24 protein-coding genes are annotated in these 19,706 nt (G+C 59.0%); 15 read left to right on the top strand and 9 right to left on the bottom strand.

Features of this window, described 5'->3' with window-relative positions; all coding sequences use genetic code 11:
• Positions 1–34 precede the first annotated feature (34 nt).
• Together map and radC are read left to right on the top strand one after the other, a co-directional pair.
• Positions 35–838, top strand: coding sequence for a type I methionyl aminopeptidase (gene map / locus F8B91_RS02920; RefSeq protein ID WP_196502217.1), 804 nt, complete (start codon positions 35–37; stop codon positions 836–838).
• A gap of 3 nt (positions 839–841) precedes the next feature.
• On the top strand, positions 842–1,576 hold the full coding sequence (gene radC / locus F8B91_RS02915) for a RadC family protein (protein ID WP_196502216.1): 735 nt from the start codon (positions 842–844) through the stop codon (positions 1,574–1,576).
• 20 nt (positions 1,577–1,596) lie between these two features.
• Here radC and F8B91_RS02910 read toward each other — a convergent pair whose 3' ends face one another.
• The 4 genes from F8B91_RS02910 to F8B91_RS02895 all read right to left on the bottom strand — a co-directional run bounded on the left by F8B91_RS02910 (position 1,597) and on the right by F8B91_RS02895 (position 4,509).
• Positions 1,597–2,838: an MFS transporter gene (locus F8B91_RS02910; protein WP_196502215.1), complete on the bottom strand. Its 1,242-nt coding sequence runs from the start codon at positions 2,836–2,838 to the stop codon at positions 1,597–1,599.
• Between the two features lie 93 nt (positions 2,839–2,931).
• Complete coding sequence (locus F8B91_RS02905) at positions 2,932–3,531, bottom strand: nucleotidyltransferase family protein (RefSeq protein ID WP_196502214.1); 600 nt, start codon at positions 3,529–3,531, stop codon at positions 2,932–2,934.
• 10 nt (positions 3,532–3,541) lie between these two features.
• Positions 3,542–4,204: an XdhC family protein gene (locus tag F8B91_RS02900; protein ID WP_196502213.1), complete on the bottom strand. Its 663-nt coding sequence runs from the start codon at positions 4,202–4,204 to the stop codon at positions 3,542–3,544.
• Positions 4,201–4,509 carry an XdhC family protein gene (locus F8B91_RS02895; protein ID WP_196502212.1) on the bottom strand — a complete coding sequence of 103 codons (309 nt, stop codon included), beginning with the start codon at positions 4,507–4,509 and terminating at the stop codon, positions 4,201–4,203. Before F8B91_RS02895 ends, F8B91_RS02900 begins: the two co-directional genes overlap by 4 nt.
• Before the next feature lie 103 nt (positions 4,510–4,612).
• Between F8B91_RS02895 and F8B91_RS02890 the strand changes: the two genes are divergently transcribed.
• The 11 genes from F8B91_RS02890 (at position 4,613) to F8B91_RS02840 (ending at position 14,317) form a co-directional block, all read left to right on the top strand.
• Positions 4,613–5,023 (top strand): DUF4864 domain-containing protein, encoded by a 411-nt coding sequence (locus F8B91_RS02890; protein ID WP_196502211.1) that lies wholly within the window; start codon positions 4,613–4,615, stop codon positions 5,021–5,023.
• A 43-nt stretch (positions 5,024–5,066) separates the two neighbouring features.
• A complete protein-coding gene (locus F8B91_RS02885) occupies positions 5,067–5,648 on the top strand; it encodes a DUF2585 domain-containing protein (protein ID WP_196502210.1) in 582 nt (193 codons plus the stop codon).
• 134 nt (positions 5,649–5,782) lie between these two features.
• On the top strand, positions 5,783–6,670 hold the full coding sequence (locus tag F8B91_RS02880) for a 3-keto-5-aminohexanoate cleavage protein (protein WP_196502209.1): 888 nt from the start codon (positions 5,783–5,785) through the stop codon (positions 6,668–6,670).
• A gap of 5 nt (positions 6,671–6,675) precedes the next feature.
• On the top strand, positions 6,676–6,957 hold the full coding sequence (locus F8B91_RS02875; RefSeq protein WP_196502208.1) for a hypothetical protein: 282 nt from the start codon (positions 6,676–6,678) through the stop codon (positions 6,955–6,957).
• Positions 6,954–7,982 carry a 3-hydroxyacyl-CoA dehydrogenase NAD-binding domain-containing protein gene (locus F8B91_RS02870; RefSeq protein ID WP_196502207.1) on the top strand — a complete coding sequence of 343 codons (1,029 nt, stop codon included), beginning with the start codon at positions 6,954–6,956 and terminating at the stop codon, positions 7,980–7,982. Before F8B91_RS02875 ends, F8B91_RS02870 begins: the two co-directional genes overlap by 4 nt.
• 5 nt (positions 7,983–7,987) lie before the next feature.
• Complete coding sequence (locus F8B91_RS02865; RefSeq protein WP_196502206.1) at positions 7,988–8,821, top strand: PhzF family phenazine biosynthesis isomerase; 834 nt, start codon at positions 7,988–7,990, stop codon at positions 8,819–8,821.
• Positions 8,822–9,589, top strand: a complete 768-nt coding sequence (locus F8B91_RS02860) for an SDR family oxidoreductase (protein ID WP_246714948.1) — start codon at positions 8,822–8,824, stop codon at positions 9,587–9,589.
• A gap of 6 nt (positions 9,590–9,595) precedes the next feature.
• Positions 9,596–10,759, top strand: coding sequence for an acyl-CoA dehydrogenase family protein (locus F8B91_RS02855; RefSeq protein ID WP_196502205.1), 1,164 nt, complete (start codon positions 9,596–9,598; stop codon positions 10,757–10,759).
• Positions 10,759–12,792 carry an acetate--CoA ligase family protein gene (locus F8B91_RS02850; RefSeq protein ID WP_196502204.1) on the top strand — a complete coding sequence of 678 codons (2,034 nt, stop codon included), beginning with the start codon at positions 10,759–10,761 and terminating at the stop codon, positions 12,790–12,792. Before F8B91_RS02855 ends, F8B91_RS02850 begins: the two co-directional genes overlap by 1 nt.
• Before the next feature lie 2 nt (positions 12,793–12,794).
• Entirely contained in the window at positions 12,795–13,577 is a 783-nt protein-coding gene (locus tag F8B91_RS02845) for a carnitinyl-CoA dehydratase (protein ID WP_196502203.1), read from the top strand.
• Positions 13,577–14,317 carry a creatininase family protein gene (locus F8B91_RS02840; RefSeq protein ID WP_196502202.1) on the top strand — a complete coding sequence of 247 codons (741 nt, stop codon included), beginning with the start codon at positions 13,577–13,579 and terminating at the stop codon, positions 14,315–14,317. The genes F8B91_RS02845 and F8B91_RS02840 overlap by 1 nt, the downstream gene beginning before the upstream one ends.
• 81 nt (positions 14,318–14,398) lie before the next feature.
• Here F8B91_RS02840 and F8B91_RS02835 read toward each other — a convergent pair whose 3' ends face one another.
• Positions 14,399–14,551 (bottom strand): hypothetical protein, encoded by a 153-nt coding sequence (locus F8B91_RS02835; protein WP_196502201.1) that lies wholly within the window; start codon positions 14,549–14,551, stop codon positions 14,399–14,401.
• 103 nt (positions 14,552–14,654) lie between these two features.
• On the opposite strand from F8B91_RS02835, the gene gcvA reads away from it, so the two are divergent.
• Both gcvA and F8B91_RS02825 read left to right on the top strand, forming a co-directional pair.
• Positions 14,655–15,614, top strand: coding sequence for a transcriptional regulator GcvA (gene gcvA, locus F8B91_RS02830; protein ID WP_196502200.1), 960 nt, complete (start codon positions 14,655–14,657; stop codon positions 15,612–15,614).
• A 21-nt stretch (positions 15,615–15,635) separates the two neighbouring features.
• Positions 15,636–16,523 carry a metallophosphoesterase gene (locus F8B91_RS02825; protein WP_196502199.1) on the top strand — a complete coding sequence of 296 codons (888 nt, stop codon included), beginning with the start codon at positions 15,636–15,638 and terminating at the stop codon, positions 16,521–16,523.
• Here F8B91_RS02825 and F8B91_RS02820 read toward each other — a convergent pair.
• From F8B91_RS02820 to F8B91_RS02805, 4 genes are all read right to left on the bottom strand, one after another.
• Positions 16,515–17,300 (bottom strand): oxidoreductase, encoded by a 786-nt coding sequence (locus tag F8B91_RS02820; protein ID WP_196502198.1) that lies wholly within the window; start codon positions 17,298–17,300, stop codon positions 16,515–16,517. The genes F8B91_RS02825 and F8B91_RS02820 overlap by 9 nt on opposite strands.
• Positions 17,300–17,773 carry a L,D-transpeptidase gene (locus F8B91_RS02815; protein ID WP_246714946.1) on the bottom strand — a complete coding sequence of 158 codons (474 nt, stop codon included), beginning with the start codon at positions 17,771–17,773 and terminating at the stop codon, positions 17,300–17,302. The genes F8B91_RS02820 and F8B91_RS02815 overlap by 1 nt, the downstream gene beginning before the upstream one ends.
• Positions 17,774–17,906: 133 nt before the next feature.
• Positions 17,907–18,281, bottom strand: a complete 375-nt coding sequence (locus tag F8B91_RS02810; protein WP_196503867.1) for a L,D-transpeptidase — start codon at positions 18,279–18,281, stop codon at positions 17,907–17,909.
• Between the two features lie 190 nt (positions 18,282–18,471).
• Positions 18,472–19,695, bottom strand: coding sequence for a hypothetical protein (locus F8B91_RS02805; RefSeq protein ID WP_196502197.1), 1,224 nt, complete (start codon positions 19,693–19,695; stop codon positions 18,472–18,474).
• Positions 19,696–19,706 lie beyond the last annotated feature (11 nt).

Here is a 19,706-nt window from a genome sequence, read left to right as displayed (position 1 = left end):
TGACCTTACGTCACCGCACTGCCACATTAGGCCCATGACCAGAGTTGAAACACAGCCACACATCCGCCTGCATGGGCCCGAAGGTTTTGCCGCTATGCGCAAGGCCGGCCAGCTTGTGGCCCAGGCTCTGGATGATGTGACGCCGCTGGTGCGCGAAGGCGTCTCCACCCAGGAAATCGATGACTTTTTCTGGGCCTTTGCTGAAAAGCACAATGCCCTGCCCGCCACTTTGGGCTACCGCGGTTACCGCAAGGCCAGCTGCATCTCGCTCAATCATGTGGTCTGCCACGGCATCCCCAATGCAAAGCCAATGAGCAGCGGCGATATCGTCAATGTCGATCTCACTTTGATTGTTGATGGCTGGCATGGCGATAGCAGCCGCATGTATGTGATCGGTGAGACCTCGCGCGCCGCCGAACGCCTGATCGATGTGACCTATGAAAGCATGATGCGCGGCATCGCCGCCGTAAAGCCCGGTGCCCATCTGGGCGATATCGGCTATGCCATTCAGTCATACGCTGAAGCTGAGCGTTGCTCGGTGGTGCGCGATTTCTGCGGGCATGGTTTGGGCGAGCTTTTCCACGACCATCCCAATATCTTGCACTATGGCCGCAAGGGCGATGGCGCGATGCTGAAACCTGGCATGATCTTCACCATCGAGCCGATGATCAATCTCGGCAAGCCGCAAGTGAAGTTCCTCAGCGATGGCTGGACGGCGGTAACGCGCGACAAATCGCTCTCCGCCCAGTTTGAGCACAGTGTGGGCGTGACGGAATCTGGCGTGGAGATTTTCACCACCTCACCGGCCGGAATGCACAAGCCGCCTTACAAGGCTTAGATCATGTCAAAGGCGGCAGACGAAAAGCCGGATCTGCGCGCCAAAGGCCTTGAAGATTTCTCTGCCGAACTCACCCATAACGGCCACCGTGAACGGTTGCGCGAACGGTTTGAGACAGGTGGCCCTTCTGCGCTTCCCGATTATGAATTGTTGGAGATGCTGCTGTTCCGGGCCATCCGGCGTGGAGACACCAAGCCACTGGCCAAGGCCTTGTTGGCCCGCTTCGGCTCCTTCGCCGAAGTGATCAGCGCCGCTCCTGAACGCCTGCAGGAAGTAAAGGGCGTCGGCCCCAAAGTGGTCAGCGAACTGAAACTCATCCAGGCCGCCGCCCAGCGCCTCACGCGCGCCAGCGTGATCAACAAGCCGGTGCTGTCATCCTGGAATGCCATCCTCGATTATTGTCGTGCCGCCATGGCCTATGATGAGACTGAAAGTTTCCGCCTGCTGTTTCTCGACAAGAAGAACAACCTGATCGCCGACGAATTGCAGCAGCGCGGCACGGTGGACCACACCCCGGTCTATACCCGCGAGGTGATCAAGCGCGCACTCGAGCTTTCCGCCACTGCCCTCATCATGGTGCACAACCATCCATCCGGCGATCCCACGCCATCAATGGCCGATATCGACATGACCAAGAAGATCATTGCGGCCGCCGAAAAGCTGAACATCCTGGTGCATGACCACATCATCATCGCGCGCCGCGGACATGTGAGCTTCAGGAACCTGCAGCTGATCTGAGGATCACTGTTCCAATCTGATCAGGCGGCCAACAATTGGCCGCGCCGCTTCTGCTTCGGCCAGAACAACAGCCAGGACACCAGACCAAGGTTCACTAGGTTCCACAGCAGCCCATGCAGGAAGGCGAGCCGGTAGGAATGCGCGGCGTCATAGATGAAGCCCGATGCCAACCCGCCGCAGGCCATGCCCAGCACAGTGGCCGTCAACACCATGCTGATGCGGGCGCCCGCTTCACGCGGCGGCAGGAACTGCCGGATAATCACCGCATACATCGGCACAATGCCGCCTTGAAACAGACCGAACAGGCCGGAGATCACCCAGAGTGAAGAGAGGCTGTTGAAGAAAAGATAGAGCAGCAAGGCAGCAGCCTGCATGGCAGAGCCAAGCAGCAGCATCGGCCCGGCCCCGATCCGGTCGGCAACCACGCCAGAGATAAGCCGGCTGACCACGCCCAGGCCCAGCATCAGCGAGATGATCTGGGTACCCACAGCGATCCCGTATCCCAGATCGCCGCAATAGGCGACGATATGAACTTGCGGCATCGACATGGCCATGCAGCAGGAAAAGCCAGCCAGCACCAGAATGGCTTGCAGCGCGCGCGCTGAAATGCCTAATTCCCCGCGTGCCGCAACGGTGGCGGCTTCGGCCTCCGCATAGGTCGTGGCTGCGGGCTTGCGGTTCAGCATCAGGCCTAGTGGAATCATGGTGGCCAGCGCGAACAGACCGATCCCTTGATAGGCGGCGCGCCATCCGTAAAGCGTTTGGAAATGCTCCACCACCAGCGGCCACACAGTGCCCGCGAGATAACTGCCCGACGCGGCAAAGGCGATGGCAAGCGCGCGCCGCTTCCGGAACCAGTGCGACAGATCGGAAACCAGCGGCGCAAAGCCCGCCGCAGAGCCGAAGCCGATGACGCCAGAAATAAGCGCAAACTGCCAGATGCTGGTGGTGAAGGCCGCCAGAACATAGCCGCCACACAGTAAAAAGGCCCCGATAAAAACCGGAACCATCAGACCCAGCTTGTCAGCCAAACGGCCCATAACAAGACCGCCGCTGGCAAAGCCGATCATCGTGAGCGTGTAAGGCAAGGAGGCGCCACCGCGCAGCGTGTCGAATTCCACTTGCAGCGTGGGCAGCACGACCACCACCGTCCAGTTGCCCACACAGGCAATGGTGCCGAGCAAGACGGTCAGTACCAGACGCAACCATGAATAGGCCGAATCAATGTCGCCCTTTGGCGCCGCGCCAACAGATGAAGTCAAAATGGTTTCCTCGGTTTTGGTTTTCTGTGCAGCATAGTTTCCGCGGCCGAAATGACCACCGCCATGGGATCGACCCTGCCCGCCGCTGGGCGCTTAGCTGAGTGTCTGTCGGATTTTCGCGAGCGCGTCCGGCGTATCGGCATCCAGCAAAACGCTTTCACCTACCACCGGAATTTCCACCACTTCGGCGCGTTCAGCTTCAAGGATGCCGCGCGCGCCCTTGTCACCGCGCAGGCTCATCAATTCCGCCAGGCGGTTGCGCCCCCACAAAACCGGATTGCCGAGCTCCCCATTCACCACAGGCGCCACGATGCTGCGGCCTTGTTTCGCCTCAAACGCCGCGATCATCCGCTTGATCAGCCCGGCTTCGATCAGCGGCATGTCGCCCAGGCAGACAATGGCGCCATCGAATGCCTTTGCCACCAGCAGCCCGGCGCGCAGCGAGGTGGAAAGCCCTTGGGCATAATCATAATTGTGCACGAACTGCACTTCCGCATCTTTCAGCGCGGCCTTGATCTCGTCAGCCTGATGGCCGGTCACCACGATGATCCGCACGACGCCGGACGCCGCCACCTGCTCCACCACGCGCACGATCAGCGGCTTGCCATTCAGCTCCGCCAGCAGTTTGTTGAAACCCATGCGCGACGACTGGCCAGCGGCCAGCACCACGGCAGCGATCCGGTAGTTGCTCATGCAAGGCCCATCACGTCAAACCAAGGCGCAGCGCCTTGGTCATCTCCGCCATGATCGAAATCGCAATCTCTGGCGCACCCACGGCGCCAATGGCGAGGCCGATTGGGCCACGTATGCGCGCCAGCGTTGCTTCATCAAAGCCGCGCGCCTTCAGCCGCGCCAGCCGAGCGGCATGCGATTTCCGCGAACCCAATGCGCCGATGTAAAACGCGTCTGACTTCAGCGCCAGATCCAACCCCTCATCGTCGATCTTCGGGTCATGCGTCAGCGCGATAAAAGCAGTGCGGCGGTCCAACCCGAAGCCAGGCAGGATGTCCTGAGGCCACTCGGCATGCAGCGCAATATCCGGAAAGCGCGCACCCGTGGCGAAGGCCCCGCGCGGATCAACCACCGTCACATCATAGCCGGTGGCGCGCGCAATGGGGATCACGCTTTGCGCAATCAGCACCGCACCAATCAGCACGAGCCGTAGAGGCGGATTGTGAATCTGGAAAAACTCATCACCCACCAAAGCAGACTTGTCGAAGCGGAACGCCTGCGCCAGATCGGAATCCGGTGCAGCTTCATCGGCCGCGACCAGCCTTTGCGCGCCAGTTTTCACATCGCTCACCAGCGCCACGGCACGCCGCGCGCGCCGCGCCGCTACAAGCTGATCCAGCAGTTCTTTTTTCAAACCACAGCCTCGACATAGATTTTGATGCGCCCACCGCAGGCCAGCCCGGCACGCCATGCGGTTTCATCGGCCACGCCGAATTCCAGCAATTGCGGGGCACCCGATGCGATCACATCCTGAGCCGTGGTGATCACGTCGCCTTCCACGCAGCCGCCGGAAACCGCGCCCTCAAAATGCCCGTTGGCATCGATGACCAGCTGCGCGCCCACCGGCTGTGGTGCCGAGCCCCAAGTTTCAACCACGGTGGCAAGCGCGATCTTGCGCCCCTCGCTCACCCAAAAACTAGCAATTTCAGTGACTTGCATAAATATCTCCCCGCGTGAGCGGAATATGCGTGAAAATTATCTCGCCCTCAAGAGAACTATCGGGCGCTCCGGCCCGTATAATCTTTTAAAGCTGGAGGCGACCATGAAATATGCTGCGCTGATCTTTTTCTCTCTTTTCACTTTCGGCATGGCCCATGCTGAAGATGGGCCTTCCGAAATTTTCAAGCCGATCATCACCCATCAGATGCAGGCGATTGCCGCTGGCGATGCCAACGCAGCCTATAGTGATGCCTCACCCATGCTTCAGCAGATTTTTCCGAATGCCGAGATTTTCATGAGCATGGTGCGTGGCGGCTACCCGATGGTGTACCGCAACAAACGCTATGTGTTCGCGGATTCAGGTGTTGATCCGTCTGGCCGCCCCTATCAGTTGGTGAAGATCCAGGATGAGAATGGGGTGTTCTATGACGCGCTGTATTTCATGCAGCAGCAGAAAGATGGGTCTTGGAAGATTTCCGGCTGCGTGATCGTCAAGGCCAAGGGCGAAGCCTGATCTGAACCTGTCACAATACTGCCCGCCGTGCTAAGCAAGCCGCATGGCAACACTGGCAACCTCTCCCCGCAGCAATGCGCCAGCCCTCGTGCTAGGCGCTTTGATCATCGCCGCAACAGCCATCACCGAATGGTTCAACGGCCGCATCGTCATATGCAAATGCGGCTATGTGAAACTCTGGCACGGGGTGGTGAACAGCTCGGAAAACTCGCAGCACATCGCTGACTGGTATTCCTTCTCGCATGTCATCCACGGCTTCCTGTTCTATGGCGCAACCTGGCTGGTAGCGCGCCGCCTTTCATTCTTCTGGCGTCTGAACATCGCGCTGTTGATCGAATGCGCCTGGGAAGTGTTCGAGAACTCCAGTTTCATCATTGAGCGCTATCGCGCTGCCACCATTTCACTCGATTATTTCGGCGACTCGATTGTGAATTCGATGAGCGACATTGCCTGCATGGCTCTGGGTTTTTTCATCGCGTCACGTGCGCCCACCAAATGGGTCGTGCTGGCCGCCATCGCGATGGAGCTGCTGTGCCTCTATGTGATCCGCGACAACCTCACCCTCAATGTGCTGATGCTGCTGCACCCTATGGAGGCCATCAAGAACTGGCAGGCGGGCGCCTGACCACGTGAGGTGAATTTGCCCATCGCTCAAATTTCCCACCCCACATTTGTCGAAAACCGGAAATTGAAAGGCGCATTCAGCTAGTCAGGTGAATTCAGATCACCTAGTCTCCTGCTGAGGGAGACATCAAACACATGCAGCCAAAAGTTATCATCACCTGCGCCGTGACTGGCTCGGGCGACTCGGTCGGGAAACATCCAGCCATTCCAGTGACTGCCGAACAGATCGCCAATGCCGCTCTCGAAGCAGCATCAGCCGGCGCCACGGTGGTGCATTGCCACGTGCGCGAACCGAAAACCGGCAAGGGATCGCGCAAGGTTGAATATTACCGTGACGTGATGGAGCGCATCCGCGCCAAGAACAAGGACATCATCATCAACCTCACCGCCGGCATGGGTGGTGACCTTTATATTGGCGACGGCGAAACCCCGATGAAGTTCGGAGAAGGCACCGACGTGGTGGGCCCGCTGGAACGCCTCATCCACATCAAGGAACTGCGCCCGGAAATCTGCACACTGGATTGCGGCTCGCTGAATTTCGGCGATGGCCAGTCCATCGTGGTGCAGACCCCCACCCAGCTGCGCGAACAGGCCAGGCTGATCAAATCCTACGGCGTGAAGCCGGAAATGGAAATCTTTGACTCAGGCAATTTGTGGTTCGCCAATCAGATGGTCAAGGAAGGCCTGATTGATCCGAAGCCGATGTACCAGCTGTGCCTTGGCATTCCGTGGGGTGCGCCCTTCTCTCCCGAAACCATGGCCTATCAGAAGGCCCTGCTTCCGCCGGATGCCATCTGGGCTGCCTTCTCCATCGGCCGTCTGCAATTCAATGCGGTGGCGCAGGCCGTGCTTTTGGGCGGCCATGTGCGCGTCGGCCTGGAAGACAACCTCTATCTGGAAAAGGGAGTGTTCGCCTCCAACGGCAGCCTCACCGAAAAGGCCGTGAAGCTGATTGAGCTGCTCGGCACCAAGGTGGCAACGCCGGCGGAAGGCCGCGAAATCCTGGGGCTCAAAAAAGGATAGGTCAAATGGCACTCACTCTGGTCATGGTTGCAACCATTCCTGCTGGCGGTGTTGCCAGCTTTGGTGAGTACGAAGGCCAGGTGATCCCCTTGATCAAGGACTATGGCGGCACCTTGGAGCGCCGCCTGAGGACGAAGGATGGCCTGCGCGAAATGCAGATCGTTACTTTTTCCTCGATGGAAGATTTTGAAGCCTACCGCGGCGACGCAAGGCGCCTGCAGCATGTACATTTGCTCGCAGCTTCGGGCGCCAAGAACGAACTTTTTGAAATGGAAAATGTGGAATGACAATCAAGACCATCGGCATTGCCGGCACCGGCCTCATCGGCGCAGGCTGGGCAGCTCGCGCCATGCACCGCGGCATCGACGTCATCGCCTATGACGTATCCCCCGCCGCCGAAGCCAAGCTTAAGGCCGCCATCAAGACGGCGTGGCCCTCACTCGACGCACTGCGCGGCAAGTCCAAGAACAAGGGTAAGCTGACCTTCACGACTGATCTGGCAAAGATGGCATCGAAGGCCGAGTTCATCCATGAGGCTGCCCCCGAACGCGAAGAGCTGAAGATCAAGCTGTTCCGCGATCTCGATGCGATTGCCGCACCCAACGTGGTGCTGTCGTCATCCTCCTCAGGCTTCCTGCCCAGCAATCTGCAATCGCAATGCATCAAGCATCCTGAGCGCGTGGTGATCGGCCATCCGTTCAACCCGGTCTATCTTTTGCCGCTTGTTGAACTGGTGCCCGGCAACAAGACCGACGCAGCTTCGCTTGACCGCGCCGACGCTTACTTCCAGCAAGTGGGCATGCAGGTGCTGCGCCTGAAAAAGGAAATCGACGGCTATATCTGTGACCGCCTGCAGGAAGCCCTGTGGCGCGAAGCACTGCACATCCTTGATAAGGACATCGGGACCACCGGTGACATCGATGACTCCATCGTTTATTCCGCCGGCATGCGGTGGGCCTTCATGGGTTCCTTCATGACATATCATGTCGGCGGCGGCCCCGGCGGCATGCGCGATTTCATGAAGCAGTTTGATCCCACGCTGGAACTGCCCTGGACCGATCTCAAATTCCCCAAATGGAATGACGCTCTCGAGAAGCGCCTGATCGACGGCACTGATGCCCAGGCCGCTGGCCGCAGCGTGGCCCAGATCGAAGCCAAGCGGAACGCCATCCTGGTGGACATGATGAAGCTCTTCAAGAAGCACAAGATCGGCTCAGGCCTGTCGCTGGAGCGTGAAGAGAAAGCCACCAAGAAAAAGAAGCCAGCCAAAAAATCTGACAAGAAATCAAACAAGAAGAAGAAGAAGAAGTAACGAGCGTGAATGTCCTGCGCATAGCGGCCTTTTCAGATGGCACCCGCGGCGGCAACCCCGCGGGCGTTGTGCTGGAAGATGCCATGCCGCCGGATGCAGACATGCGCAACGTCGCAGCTGATCTCGGCTATTCCGAAACCGTCTTCGCCGTGCCCACGCCGGAAGGTTTCCGCGTGCGCTATTTCTCGCCGGAATCCGAAGTGCCCTTCTGCGGCCATGCCACGATCGCGCTGGGTGCGGCACTAGCCCGCAAGCATGGCGGCGGCGTCTATAAGCTCGCACTCAACAAGGCCAACATCACGGTGGAAGGCCACGTCGAAGACGGCGCCATGCACGCCGCCCTGCAATCGCCGCCCACCCGCTCCGCCAAAGCGCCCGCATCTCTGGTGTCTCAGGTGCGAGACCTGTTCGGTTACACAACGGCCGATCTCGATCCAGCCATTCCCCCTGCTCTGATCCACGGCGGGGCTCATCATTTCGTGCTCGCACTCAAATCGCGCGCCGCACTTTCCGCGATGAAATACGATCTCGCCCAGGGCCGCAAACTGATGAACCAATATGGCCTGGTCACCGTGCTGCTGGTCTTTTCTGAAACGCCGCAACTGTTCCACACCCGCAACCCTTTCGCATCAGGCGGTGTCTATGAAGACCCCGCCACCGGCGCTTCCACTGCGGCCTTTGCGGGCTATCTGCGCGATTTGAAATGGCCGCATGGTGGCAAGATCAGCATCCATCAGGGCGATGACATGGGTTCACCCTCGCGCCTCACAGCTGAATTTTCCGATGTGTCTGGAAGCTCGATCCGCGTGTCCGGCGCAGCCCGCATCATGGAGGAATAGATGGCGCAACGCGTAATGATCACTGCGGCCGCCTCCGGCATTGGCCGCGCCATGGCTAAGGCGTTCCACGACACTGGTGCCAAGGTCCACATCTGCGACGTGAATGACGAGGCGCTGCAAATCTTCCGCAAGGATTTCCCCGACATTGCCGCCACCAAGGTCAATGTGCGCTCAGAATCAGAAATCGATGCCTGGTTCGATGATGCGTTGGAAGATTTGGGCGGGCTCGATGTGATGATCAACAATGCCGGCATCAAGGGCCCCACTGCACCCGTCGATGACATCGACCTGGCCGAGTGGAAAGAATGCATCGAGATCTGCCTCGATGCGCAGTTCCTCTGCGCCCGCCGCGCCGCCCCGGTGATGAAGGCGCAGAAATCCGGCCTCATCCTCAACATGTCGTCCAATGCCGGGCAATATGGCTTCGGCAACCGCACGCCCTATGCCGCCGCCAAATGGGCAGTGATCGGCCTCACCAAATCATTGGCGATTGAGCTTGGGCCCTACAATGTGCGCTGTAATGCCATCTGCCCCGGCGGCGTAGCGGGCGACCGCATCAACCGCGTGATCCAGGGCGAGGCGAGCCTGCGCAACATGCCTTTTGACCGTGTGGCCCGCGAGCTTGTCGCGGGCCAGTCGCTGGAACGTTTTGTTGAAGCGCATGAAATTGCGGCCCTCGCAGTCTTTCTGGCCAGCCCCGCCGCCTTCATGATCAATGGCCAGGACGTTGCGATGGACGGCCATATCGAAGCATTCCACATTAAGTAGGACCTCATGGATTTCAATCTCACCGAAGAACAGAAGCTCATCGTCAAGACCACCCGAGATTTCGTGGAGGCCGAGCTTTTCCCGCATGAAGCCGAGATCGAGGCCACCGGCATCCTGCGCCCCGAACTGCGCGACGAGATCAAGGCCAAGGCCATGCAGGCCGGTCTTTATGCCGCCAACATGCCAGCCGAAGTGGGCGGTGCGGGTCTCGATACGCTGACCTGGTGCCTCTACGAACGCGAGCTCGGCCGCGCCTCTTACGCGCTGCATTGGAACTGCGTGTTCCGCCCGTCCAACATCCTGCTCGCCTGCAATGAAGAGCAGCGCAAGAAATACCTGTTCCCCGCCATTGAAGGCAAAGCCTCAGACTGCCTCGCCCTCACAGAACCCGGCATCGGCTCTGACTTGCGCGGCATGAAAACCTTCGCGAAGGCTGACGGCGATGATTTCGTCATCAACGGCACCAAGCATTTCATCAGCCATGCCGACGAAGCCACGTTTGTGATCCTGTTCGCTGCCACCGGCGAGGAGGACACCCCGCGCGGCAAGAAGAAGCTGATCACAGCCTTCCTGATCGACAAGGGCACGCCCGGTTTCACCGTTCGCGACGGCTACAAGAACGTCTCCCATCGCGGCTATCAGAACTGCATTCTGGAATTCAACGATTGCCGCGTGAACAAGGCGCAAGTGTTGGGCGAAGTGCATAAGGGCTTCGAAGTGGCCGGTGCCTGGCTCGGGGCCACACGCTTGCAAGTGGCCTCCACCTGCCTCGGCCGCGCCGAACGCGCACTCGATCTCGCCAAGCAATGGGCGGTGGACCGCGTGCAATTCGGCCAGCAGATCGGCAAGTTCCAGGGCGTATCCTTCAAGCTCGCCGACATGGCGATGGAGCTGAAGGCCGCTGAACTCCTCACTTTCGAAGCCGCCTGGAAATATGACCAGGGCACTGTTCAGGAAATGGACATGGCCATGGCCAAGCTCAAGGCCACCGAAGTGCTGGCCATGGTGGCCGATGAAGCCATCCAGATTCACGGCGGCATGGGCCTGATGAGTGACCTGCCCTTGGAACGCATCTGGCGTGACGCGCGCGTCGAACGCATCTGGGAAGGCACATCCGAAATCCAGCGCCACATCATCAGCCGCGCTTTGCTCCGTCCGCTGGGTGGCTGATGTCTCTCTCCCGTTTCCTCAATCCTAAATCCATCGTCTTCGTCGGCGGCAATGAATGCGCGATTGCCATCAAGCGCACCCGCGAATTTGAATTCCCCGGCAATATCTACGCCGTTCACCCGAAGCGCGAAGAACTCGGCGGTATCAAGACCGTAAAATCGGTTGATGAGATCGAAGGCCCCATCGATGCGGCCTTCATCGCGGTGAAGCGTGAACCCGCAGTGGAAATCGTGCGCCAGCTGCGGGCCAAGGGCTGCGGCGGCGCTGTGATCTATGCCGCGGGCTTTGCCGAAGCTGGCGCCACGGATTTGCAGGCTGAATTGCTGAAAGCCGCAGACGGCATGCCGCTGATGGGGCCGAACTGCTATGGCTTCGTCAACGGGCTTTCCCGTGCCGCACTCTGGCCCGATGAACATGGCATTCAGGTGCGCGACAAGGGTGTCGCCATCATCACGCAATCAGGCAACATCGCCGTCAACCTCACCACTACTCAGCGCGAATTGCCGCTGGCCGCGATCTTCACCATGGGCAACCAGGCGGATGTGGATATTACCCGCATGGTGGATACGCTGGTGGATGACCCGCGCGTCACCGCCATCGGCCTGCACATTGAAGGCATCAAGAATGTCTCGGCTTTTGCAGCGGTCGCGGCCAAGGCGCGCAGCAAGAAGAAACCCATCGTCGCGATCAAGACCGGCAAGTCCGAACAGGGCGCCAAGGTCACCATGAGCCACACCTCGTCGCTGTCCGGTGCAGACCAGCTCTATGACGCGATGTTCGAACGCTATGGCATCGCGCGCGTCACCAGCGTCACGGCACTGGCGGAAGCCCTGAAGCTTCTGCATCACGGCGGCCCCCTGCCCGGCGGCCGCCTCGTGTCGCATTCCTGCTCCGGCGGCGAAGCCGCGCTGATCGCCGACATGGCGGTGGGGCGCAAAGTGTCCTTCCCGCCCTTCAAGGAAGAAACCAAGCCGAAGATCAAGCAATCGCTCAATGAATTCGTCTCGGTTGACAATCCGTTCGACTATCACACCTTCATCTGGAACGATGAGGAGAAGCTCACTGCTACATTCACCGCAACACTTTCGGGCGGCTTTGATTGCGGCGTGCTGATCCTCGACACCCCGGCGCTGCCGCAAACCGACCCTGCTGCTTGGTTGAAAACCGCCCGCGCCTTCAGTGCCGCCGCCAAGGCCAACAAATCGCGCGCCGTGGTGCTGGCCACCTTCCCGGAAAACATGACGCGCGCCATGATGGTGCAGCTCACCGCCGATGGCATCGCGCCGATGATGGGCTTTGACGACACGCTCACCGCTCTCGAAGCCGCAGCCTTCATCGGCGAGAACTGGGCACGCAACGAACCACCCCCCACCCTTCGTCATCCGGACAAAAGCGGGTACGAGGAAGCGAAATTGTTGACTGAAGCGGCTGGGAAGCAGCTGCTGAAATCACATGGTCTTACCGTCCCCGAAGGCGCAGTGGTGAAGATCGCCGAAGCCGGCAAAGCCTCAGCAAAGCTAGGCTTTCCTGTCGTGGTAAAAACCTCTTCAGAATCCATCGCCCACAAAACCGAAGCCGGTGGCGTGGCTTTGAACCTCAAGACCGAAGCCGAAGCCCAGTTCGCCGCCAACAAGATGGCCGAGCTCGGGCCCGAAGTTCTGGTTGAGAAGATGGTGCAAGGTGCGGTCACCGAATTGATCGTGGGCGTGAAGCGCGATCCACAATTCGGCCTGGCCCTTGTGGTCGGCGCTGGCGGCATTCTCACAGAACTACTGAAGGACAGCGCCACGCTTCTGCTGCCTACCAGCCGCGCCGAAATCACCCGCGCGCTGCAATCCTTGCGCATCTGGAAATTGGTCGAAGGCTTTCGTGGCAAAAAGGGCGACACCGAAAGCGTCATCACGGCCATCGAAGCCGTAGCCGCTTTTGCTGCCGCGCACGAAGCCACCTTGGAAGAACTCGATATCAACCCGCTCTTTGTGCTGTCCAATGGTACCGTGGCCGCCGATGCTTTGATCAGAAAGAGGTCGTAAAAATGTCATCCCCCCTCCGCGTTGAGAAAAAAGGCGCTGTCCTCGAAGTCACTCTGGACCGGCCCAAGGCCAATGCCATTGATGCCGCCACCTCGCGCATCATGGGCGAAACCTTTGCCAAATTCCGTGATGATCCGGAATTGCGCGTGGCGATCCTCACAGGTGCTGGCGAAAAGTTCTTCTGCCCCGGCTGGGATTTGAAGGCCGCCGCCGCCGGTGAAGCACCGGACTCGGATTACGGCGTGGGTGGCTTCGGCGGCCTGCAGGAATTGCCCGGCCTCAACAAGCCGGTGATCTGCGCAGTGAATGGCCTGGCCTTCGGCGGCGGCTTTGAAATCATGATCTCATGCGACATCATTTTGGTGGCTGAGCACGCGACCTTCGCGCTGCCCGAAATCCGCTCCGGCACAGTAGCCGATGCCGCTACCATCAAGCTGCCCCGCCGCATTCCCTATCATGTGGCGATGGAAATGCTGTTCACCGGCCGCACGGTGGATGCCAAGGAGGCCAAGCATTGGGGCCTGATTAACGAAATCCTGCCCGCTGATAAATTGATGGAACGCGCCCGTGAAGTGGCGGCCCAACTGGCCAGCGGCCCGCCGCTGGTTTTCGCGGCGATCAAGGAAGTGGACCGCGAAACGGGCCACCTGCCCGTGCAGCAGGCCTTTGATATGGTCACCAAGCGCAAGCTGAAAACCGTCGACAAGCTCTATTCATCCGAAGACCAGTTGGAGGGTGCAAAAGCCTTCGCTGAGAAGCGCCCGCCGGTCTGGAAAGGCAAGTAATGCGCTACGAGCTGATGTTGCCGCATCAGCTGCGGCAAGCCATCGCGAACAATACGCCTGTCGTGCTGCCATTGGGCGTGCTCGAATATCACGGCGAACATCTGGGCCTCGGCATGGATACGCTGGTGGTGATCCGCATGCTGGAGCTTGTCGAGAAGCAGCGCGACATCGTGATCCTGCCGCCCTTCTATTACGGCGCGGCCAGCTATGCGGTGGAGAAGCCGGAAGGCAATGGCTCAGTGCAGGTTAACGGCAAGGCACTCGCACCCTTCGCGGAGGAACTGTTTTACGGCCTGCTGAAAATCGGCTTCCGAAACATTCACGGCATCATCCATCACCAGTCGGAAAACTTCGCCAATGGCATGCCGACCGATCTGTCCTTCCGGTTGGGCGCGCGCCAAGCCTGCTTCCGCTTTGTAGAGGAACAGCGCGGCGAAGGCTGGTGGGGCAAAAAGGATATGGCGGCTTATTACGCCAAGGATCGCGGCGGCGATGACCCGTTCAACCTTGTGAAAATCCATCCGCTGATGTCGCGCGAGGTGATGGAGGGTTTCCCCTTCGATCACGCTGGAATTGGCGAGACGTCATTGATGATGGCTTTGTGTCCGGAAGCCGTGGACATGGCGAGGCATCGGGAGAACAAAGGCTGGTACACAGAGACGGCGGCACAGGCCTCAACCGAACTGGGCACAAAGGGCCGAGACCTCATTCTCAAGCGCCTGCTCGAAATCCTTGTGTAGGCGCAAAAAGACCGGTGGATGGCGCCACCGGTCCTTTGGGGAAACAGCCGAGGGGATCGGCCGTTCGAGGAGAGATTAAACTCAGACCATCCAGATGCGGTTGTTCAGCTGAACAGCCACATAGGTGTTGTCGAGCATGCGGCTAATGGCCGGATCAACCGTGAACAATTCACGGGCGAAGTTGCGCACCTTGGAGGAAACCGACTTGGCGGAGTTTGTAGCAATCTTGGTCATGGCGTTAACTTTCTTTAAATTCGCTTGATGATCATTATATACACCATTGAATAACGGCGGAATAACGACTAATTCTCATTTTATCTGTTAGGATAATTTGAAGATGGTGATTTCACTCCTAGAACGTTTCCCCGGTTTGCGCTCAATGCGGGCGTTCACCGCAGCCGGTCGCCACATGAGTTTTTCCAAAGCCGCACAAGAACTTGGCGTCACCCCGGCGGCCATTAGCCACCAGATCAAAGAGATCGAAGATCAGCTTGGTGTAACGGTGTTTAACCGCACCAGCCGGTCCATGGCATTGACCCGCGAAGGTGAGATTCTGTTAACCGCGTGCAGCGAAAGCCTCGAAATGCTGGGCCGCGCCATCAAACGCATCAAGCGGCTGGAGAATCGCAACCAGCTCAAAGTGTCCGCCTCGCCCTCGTTGGCCGCAAAATGGCTGGTGCCGCGCCTGGACCGCTTTCTCGAAATAGCACCCGGTGCTGATGTGCGCATCGACGTGACCCATGTGCCGGTGGATTTTGACCGCGATGATGTCGACGTCGCCATCCGCTTTGGCGACGGCAATTATCCGGGCCTCGATTCCGTGTTGCTGTTTCAGGACAAGGTGTTCCCCGTCTGCAGCCCCTCTATCATCACCAAGGAACGCCCGCTTAAATCCCCGCGTGATCTGTTGAAGTTCAAACTCATCCATCTGGATTGGGAGGGCCATGGCGCCGCCTGGCCGAACTGGAAAATGTGGATGGCCGCCGCCGGCATTGCTGACTTTGATGACAAGTCGGGACTGCATTTCCAGCAGACATCATTTGCCGTGCAAGCCGCCATTGACGGTATGGGCGTGGCGCTTGGTGATTCAAACTTGGTGGCTGACGATCTGGCGCGCGGCCGTCTGGTGAAGCCGTTTGAGCTGGCACTGCGCGCGCCACCGCAATTTGCCTATCACATCCTGTCGGCGCCCAATCAGGCCGCTAATCCTCTGGTAACCCTGTTCCGCGATTGGTGCCTGAAAGAGGCCCTCACCAGCAATAGCAAGCGGGATAGTAACACGGAAAAGCCACTTTAGCTGGGTTAGGCTCCGCGCATTATGATTACCCGACGCACCTTCATCAAAAGTTTTGGCGCCATGACTGCGGCTGGCCTCGGAATGGCCACCTATGGCGTGGTGATTGAGCCGGGTTTTCTGCTCAACACCACGGCCTATGCTTTCACGCCACCAAACTGGACACCGGGCCTGAAACTGCGCGCCGCCGTGATCGCCGATCCGCATGTGGTGGAGCCATGGTTTCCGCTCACCCGCTGGCGCAGTGTCATCAACGCGGTGAATGCGCTGGAGCCTGATATCATTTTCATGCTGGGCGATTATGTGTCCGGCCTCAAATTCCGCTCCGGCACGGTGCCGATTGGTGAGACCGCCAAGATCGCCGGACTGCTCCGCGCCAAGCTTGGCGTCTATTCAATCAATGGCAATCATGATTGGTGGGGCGACAAAAATGCCCAGCGCACCCGTCAGGGCCCGCCAGAGGCCCAGCGCGCCTTCGAGGATAACGGCATCCCAGTTCTGTCCAACAGGGCGTTACGCCTCAACAAGGATGGCATCCCATTCTGGGTGACAGGCACCGACAGCCTGGTCGCTTTCCGTGGCCGCAACATGCTGGTCGGCATGGCCGATCTTGATGGCACGCTGGCGCAGGTGACGGATGCTGCACCGATCATTCATCTGGCTCATGAGCCGGATATGTTCGCCAACATGCCCTCGCATGTCTCGCTCACATTGTCAGGCCACACTCATGGCGGGCAGATCCGCATCGCGGGTTACGCGCCTTACATTCCGTCCGCCTATGGTCGCAAATACACCTATGGTCACATCATCGAGGACGGCTGCCATCTCATCGTGTCAGGCGGACTTGGCGTTTCGGACCTGCCGATCCGCTTCGGTGCGCCGCCGGAAATCAATCTGCTTGAACTAGGTTGAGCTCTTCATCGCCGGGTGCGCGCGGTACATGCCCACCGGCATCTGCTCGAAATCAATGATCGCGCCATTCATGATCTGCGCGGCGGGTGAAACCAGATAGGCCATCAGCTCCGCCACATCCTCCGGCACAATGTGCCGTCCGGCCGGCAATTCAGAACCGAATTTTTCAGCCCAATCCGCAGGGGCTCCTTCACGCGCCTGCACTGCGCGTTCACCCTCAGTGAGAGCCCAGCCGAGTGCGATGGCGAAAGTGCGAATGCCGTCCCAGGCGAATTCCTGCGCGGCATGCTTGGTCAGCGCATTGAGCGCAGCCTTGCTGGCGGAATAGACGCCGAGCTGCGGCAGGCCGCCATAGGCAATCATCGAAGACACATTGACGATGGTGCCGCCGCCCTGCGCCTTCATCACTTTTGCAGTTTCCTGCATCATGAACAGAGCAGCTTTGACATTAACATCGAACAGGCCGTGGAAGGTTTCCAACGTGGCGTTGGCAATGCTGCCCCGCGCCGTGTTTCCGGCGGCGTTGAACAGCACATCGATCCGCCCGAATTTCTCAACGCAAGCAGCAACAGCACGCTTGGGCGTGACATCATCGGCGAGATCAAGCGCCAGGGTTTCCACCCGGCCCAGCGGAGCCAGAACCTTGGCCTCCTGCGCCAGCCTGTCGGCATTGCGGTCCAGCAGCAGGACGCCGGAAAAACCACCGCGCAGAAGTTTCTGAGCGGTGGCGGCTCCCAGGCCCTGTGCGCCGCCCGTTATAAGGGCAACGCGGCTCATCAATCGGTCAGGATGATGCGGGTGTGCCGGGCGCCATACTTCTGCACCAGGCTGAATAGCATTGCAGCATTCTGCGGGGCGAGACGAACGCAGCCATGGCTGGCCGGGCGGCCGAGATTGGCAATGTGGCCGGTGCCATGGATGGCATAGCCGCCATAGAAGAACACCGAATTCGGCATCGGCGCATTGTCGTACTTCTTGGAATAGTAAACCTTGGCCAGGCGGGTCACGCCATAGCGGCCACGCGGCGTGTGATAACCGGCACGCGCGGTGGATACGGCATAGCTGCCATAAGGAATGCCATTTACGGTCAGATCAAGGCGTTGGCTCGAGATATCAATATGGGCCACCACATTGCCGGGCGAACCAAAATTCGGACGCGGTCTGAAAAGGTCGCCGAATGCGGCCTGCGCCGAAGCGCTCATGATAATAAATGAAAGGGGCAAGATGAGCCCCAGAAGAAGCCTGCGCATGTTGTCTCCAAAAATGTAAGTTGCCCCGTTCCTTATTTACGCAGAGCTTGCGAGGCCCCGCAAGGGGCCCGTTAACTTCTATTAACATTTTTTGAAGATGAAGAGACGGCGGGTTTAGCCACCTATCTTGTGATTAATCTGTAATCACAATCCGCGTATTACCCATTCCGTAGCGCGCCACCAGCGAGTAAAGCTGGGCCGCATTGACGGGTGCCAGGCGCACGCAACCATGGCTGGCGGGGCGGCCAAGGCCGCTCACATGATAGGTGCCATGGATGGCATAGCCGCCATAGAAGAACACTGAGTTCGGCATCGGCGACATGTCATATTTCTTGGAATAATAAACCCGCGCCATCCGGATCGCACCATAGGTGCCGCGCGGCGTGTGATAGCCGGCACGCGCTGTGGAAACCGGCCAGCTGCCATAGTTCTGGCCATTCACGCTGACCGTCAGACGCTGTGAGCTGATGTCAATACGGGCCACCACGGCTGCCGATGCATAATGCATCGCCTTGTGATGGCTCTTGTGTTTGTGATGCACCTTGGCGCTGGCGTCAGCGGCCTGGAATCCAAAGGCAGTCGCAGTGACGAGCAACGCGATAGAAAATTTGTTCATAACAGTCTCCCAGTGAAGTGGCCTCCTCAATGAGAACTGCAGCTTTGCGCTTATGCTCGTTCAACGCAAAACATTGGCCTTATTATAGTAAAAACTCCCGGCCTATCTTCACTCGGGTGGTGTCGCCATATTTGATGATATCGGCAGTTGCGTAGGTTTCAGTCAGCGTGGCAGGCAGGAAAGAGCCGGTACCCACCGTGTTGATAGGTGCACGAGCTGCACCCATGATCTGGCATTTTTGCGGATCAAATCCGGACGAGCCAACGATCTGTGCCGCCGTATACCCCGCCTTGTCCAAGGCACGGCGCGCATGGATGATGGCCGCAACCGACACACCTTTGCCGAACAGAATGCGGCGCACCTTGTCGATCAGGATGTTGGTCGGGTCAAGTTGCACAGTGCGCCCGCCCAGCACGGTTTCCACGATCGAATATTCGCCGCGCACCTTCAGCCAGTCGCCCACCACATCGACGGACTTTTCATAGTCCAGCCCTTCGGCAAACCGGCCACCATGCGTATCAAGCCGGATGCCGAATGCTTTGCCGGCCTGATCAAGCTTCGCCTCATCAAAGAACCATTTGGCGCAACGCAGGCTGTCGGCAATTTCCTCACCTGTGTAGTCCACCAGCGCGATGAGCGATTTCGCCTCGGGAAGCGTTTCATGAAACAGCTTCATCGCCTTCAGCACATCGCCATCTGCATAGCCGACCAGCGCGTGGGGCATGGTTCCCATGCCGCCTCCTGCTCCGAAAAACGGAGCAGTAAGATCCTGCGATGAACCGATGAAACCTTTGACCTTGGGATTGGCGGCACGCGCCGCCTCGCTGCCCACCTTGGCGCCGTAAGCGGCCAGAATGTTCATCTCAGCACCCGAACCATGGCGCGCATGCATATCCATGAAACCAGCGTCCGGAATAGCCATGCACATTTCATAGGCGTTGTTGGCGGCGACACAGGGAAAGCCCGTCTTCTGCAGCAGCAGCGTTTCAATCTCCGACAGCTTTTTCATTGAGCCGGTGATTTCGAGAAGCTTGTGCTCGGAGGGCACCACTTCGCCTTCGGCGACAAAGCGTTTGATCTTGGCATCCGGCACGAAATGCGTGACCAGCCGGATCACCGGCTCAAGGGCAGCCACCACGCGGCGGCGCATGAACACGGCAAAGGTCACTTCCACATCGCCATGATCGGCCACGATGCGCGAGGTGTTGGTGAAATACTTGTCGGTCTGCGCTGGCAATGGGCCTGCGCCTTCAACTAGGGCAATCAAACGATCAAGAATCTGGGCCTGGGCAGAAGGAAGCGTCATGCCCAGAGCAA

This window comes from Aestuariivirga litoralis, assembly GCF_015714715.1.
Taxonomy (GTDB): Bacteria; Pseudomonadota; Alphaproteobacteria; order Rhizobiales; family Aestuariivirgaceae; genus Aestuariivirga; species Aestuariivirga litoralis_A.
The sequence above is the reverse complement of the archived record's forward strand: the minus strand, read 5'-3'. Positions and strand labels throughout refer to the sequence as shown.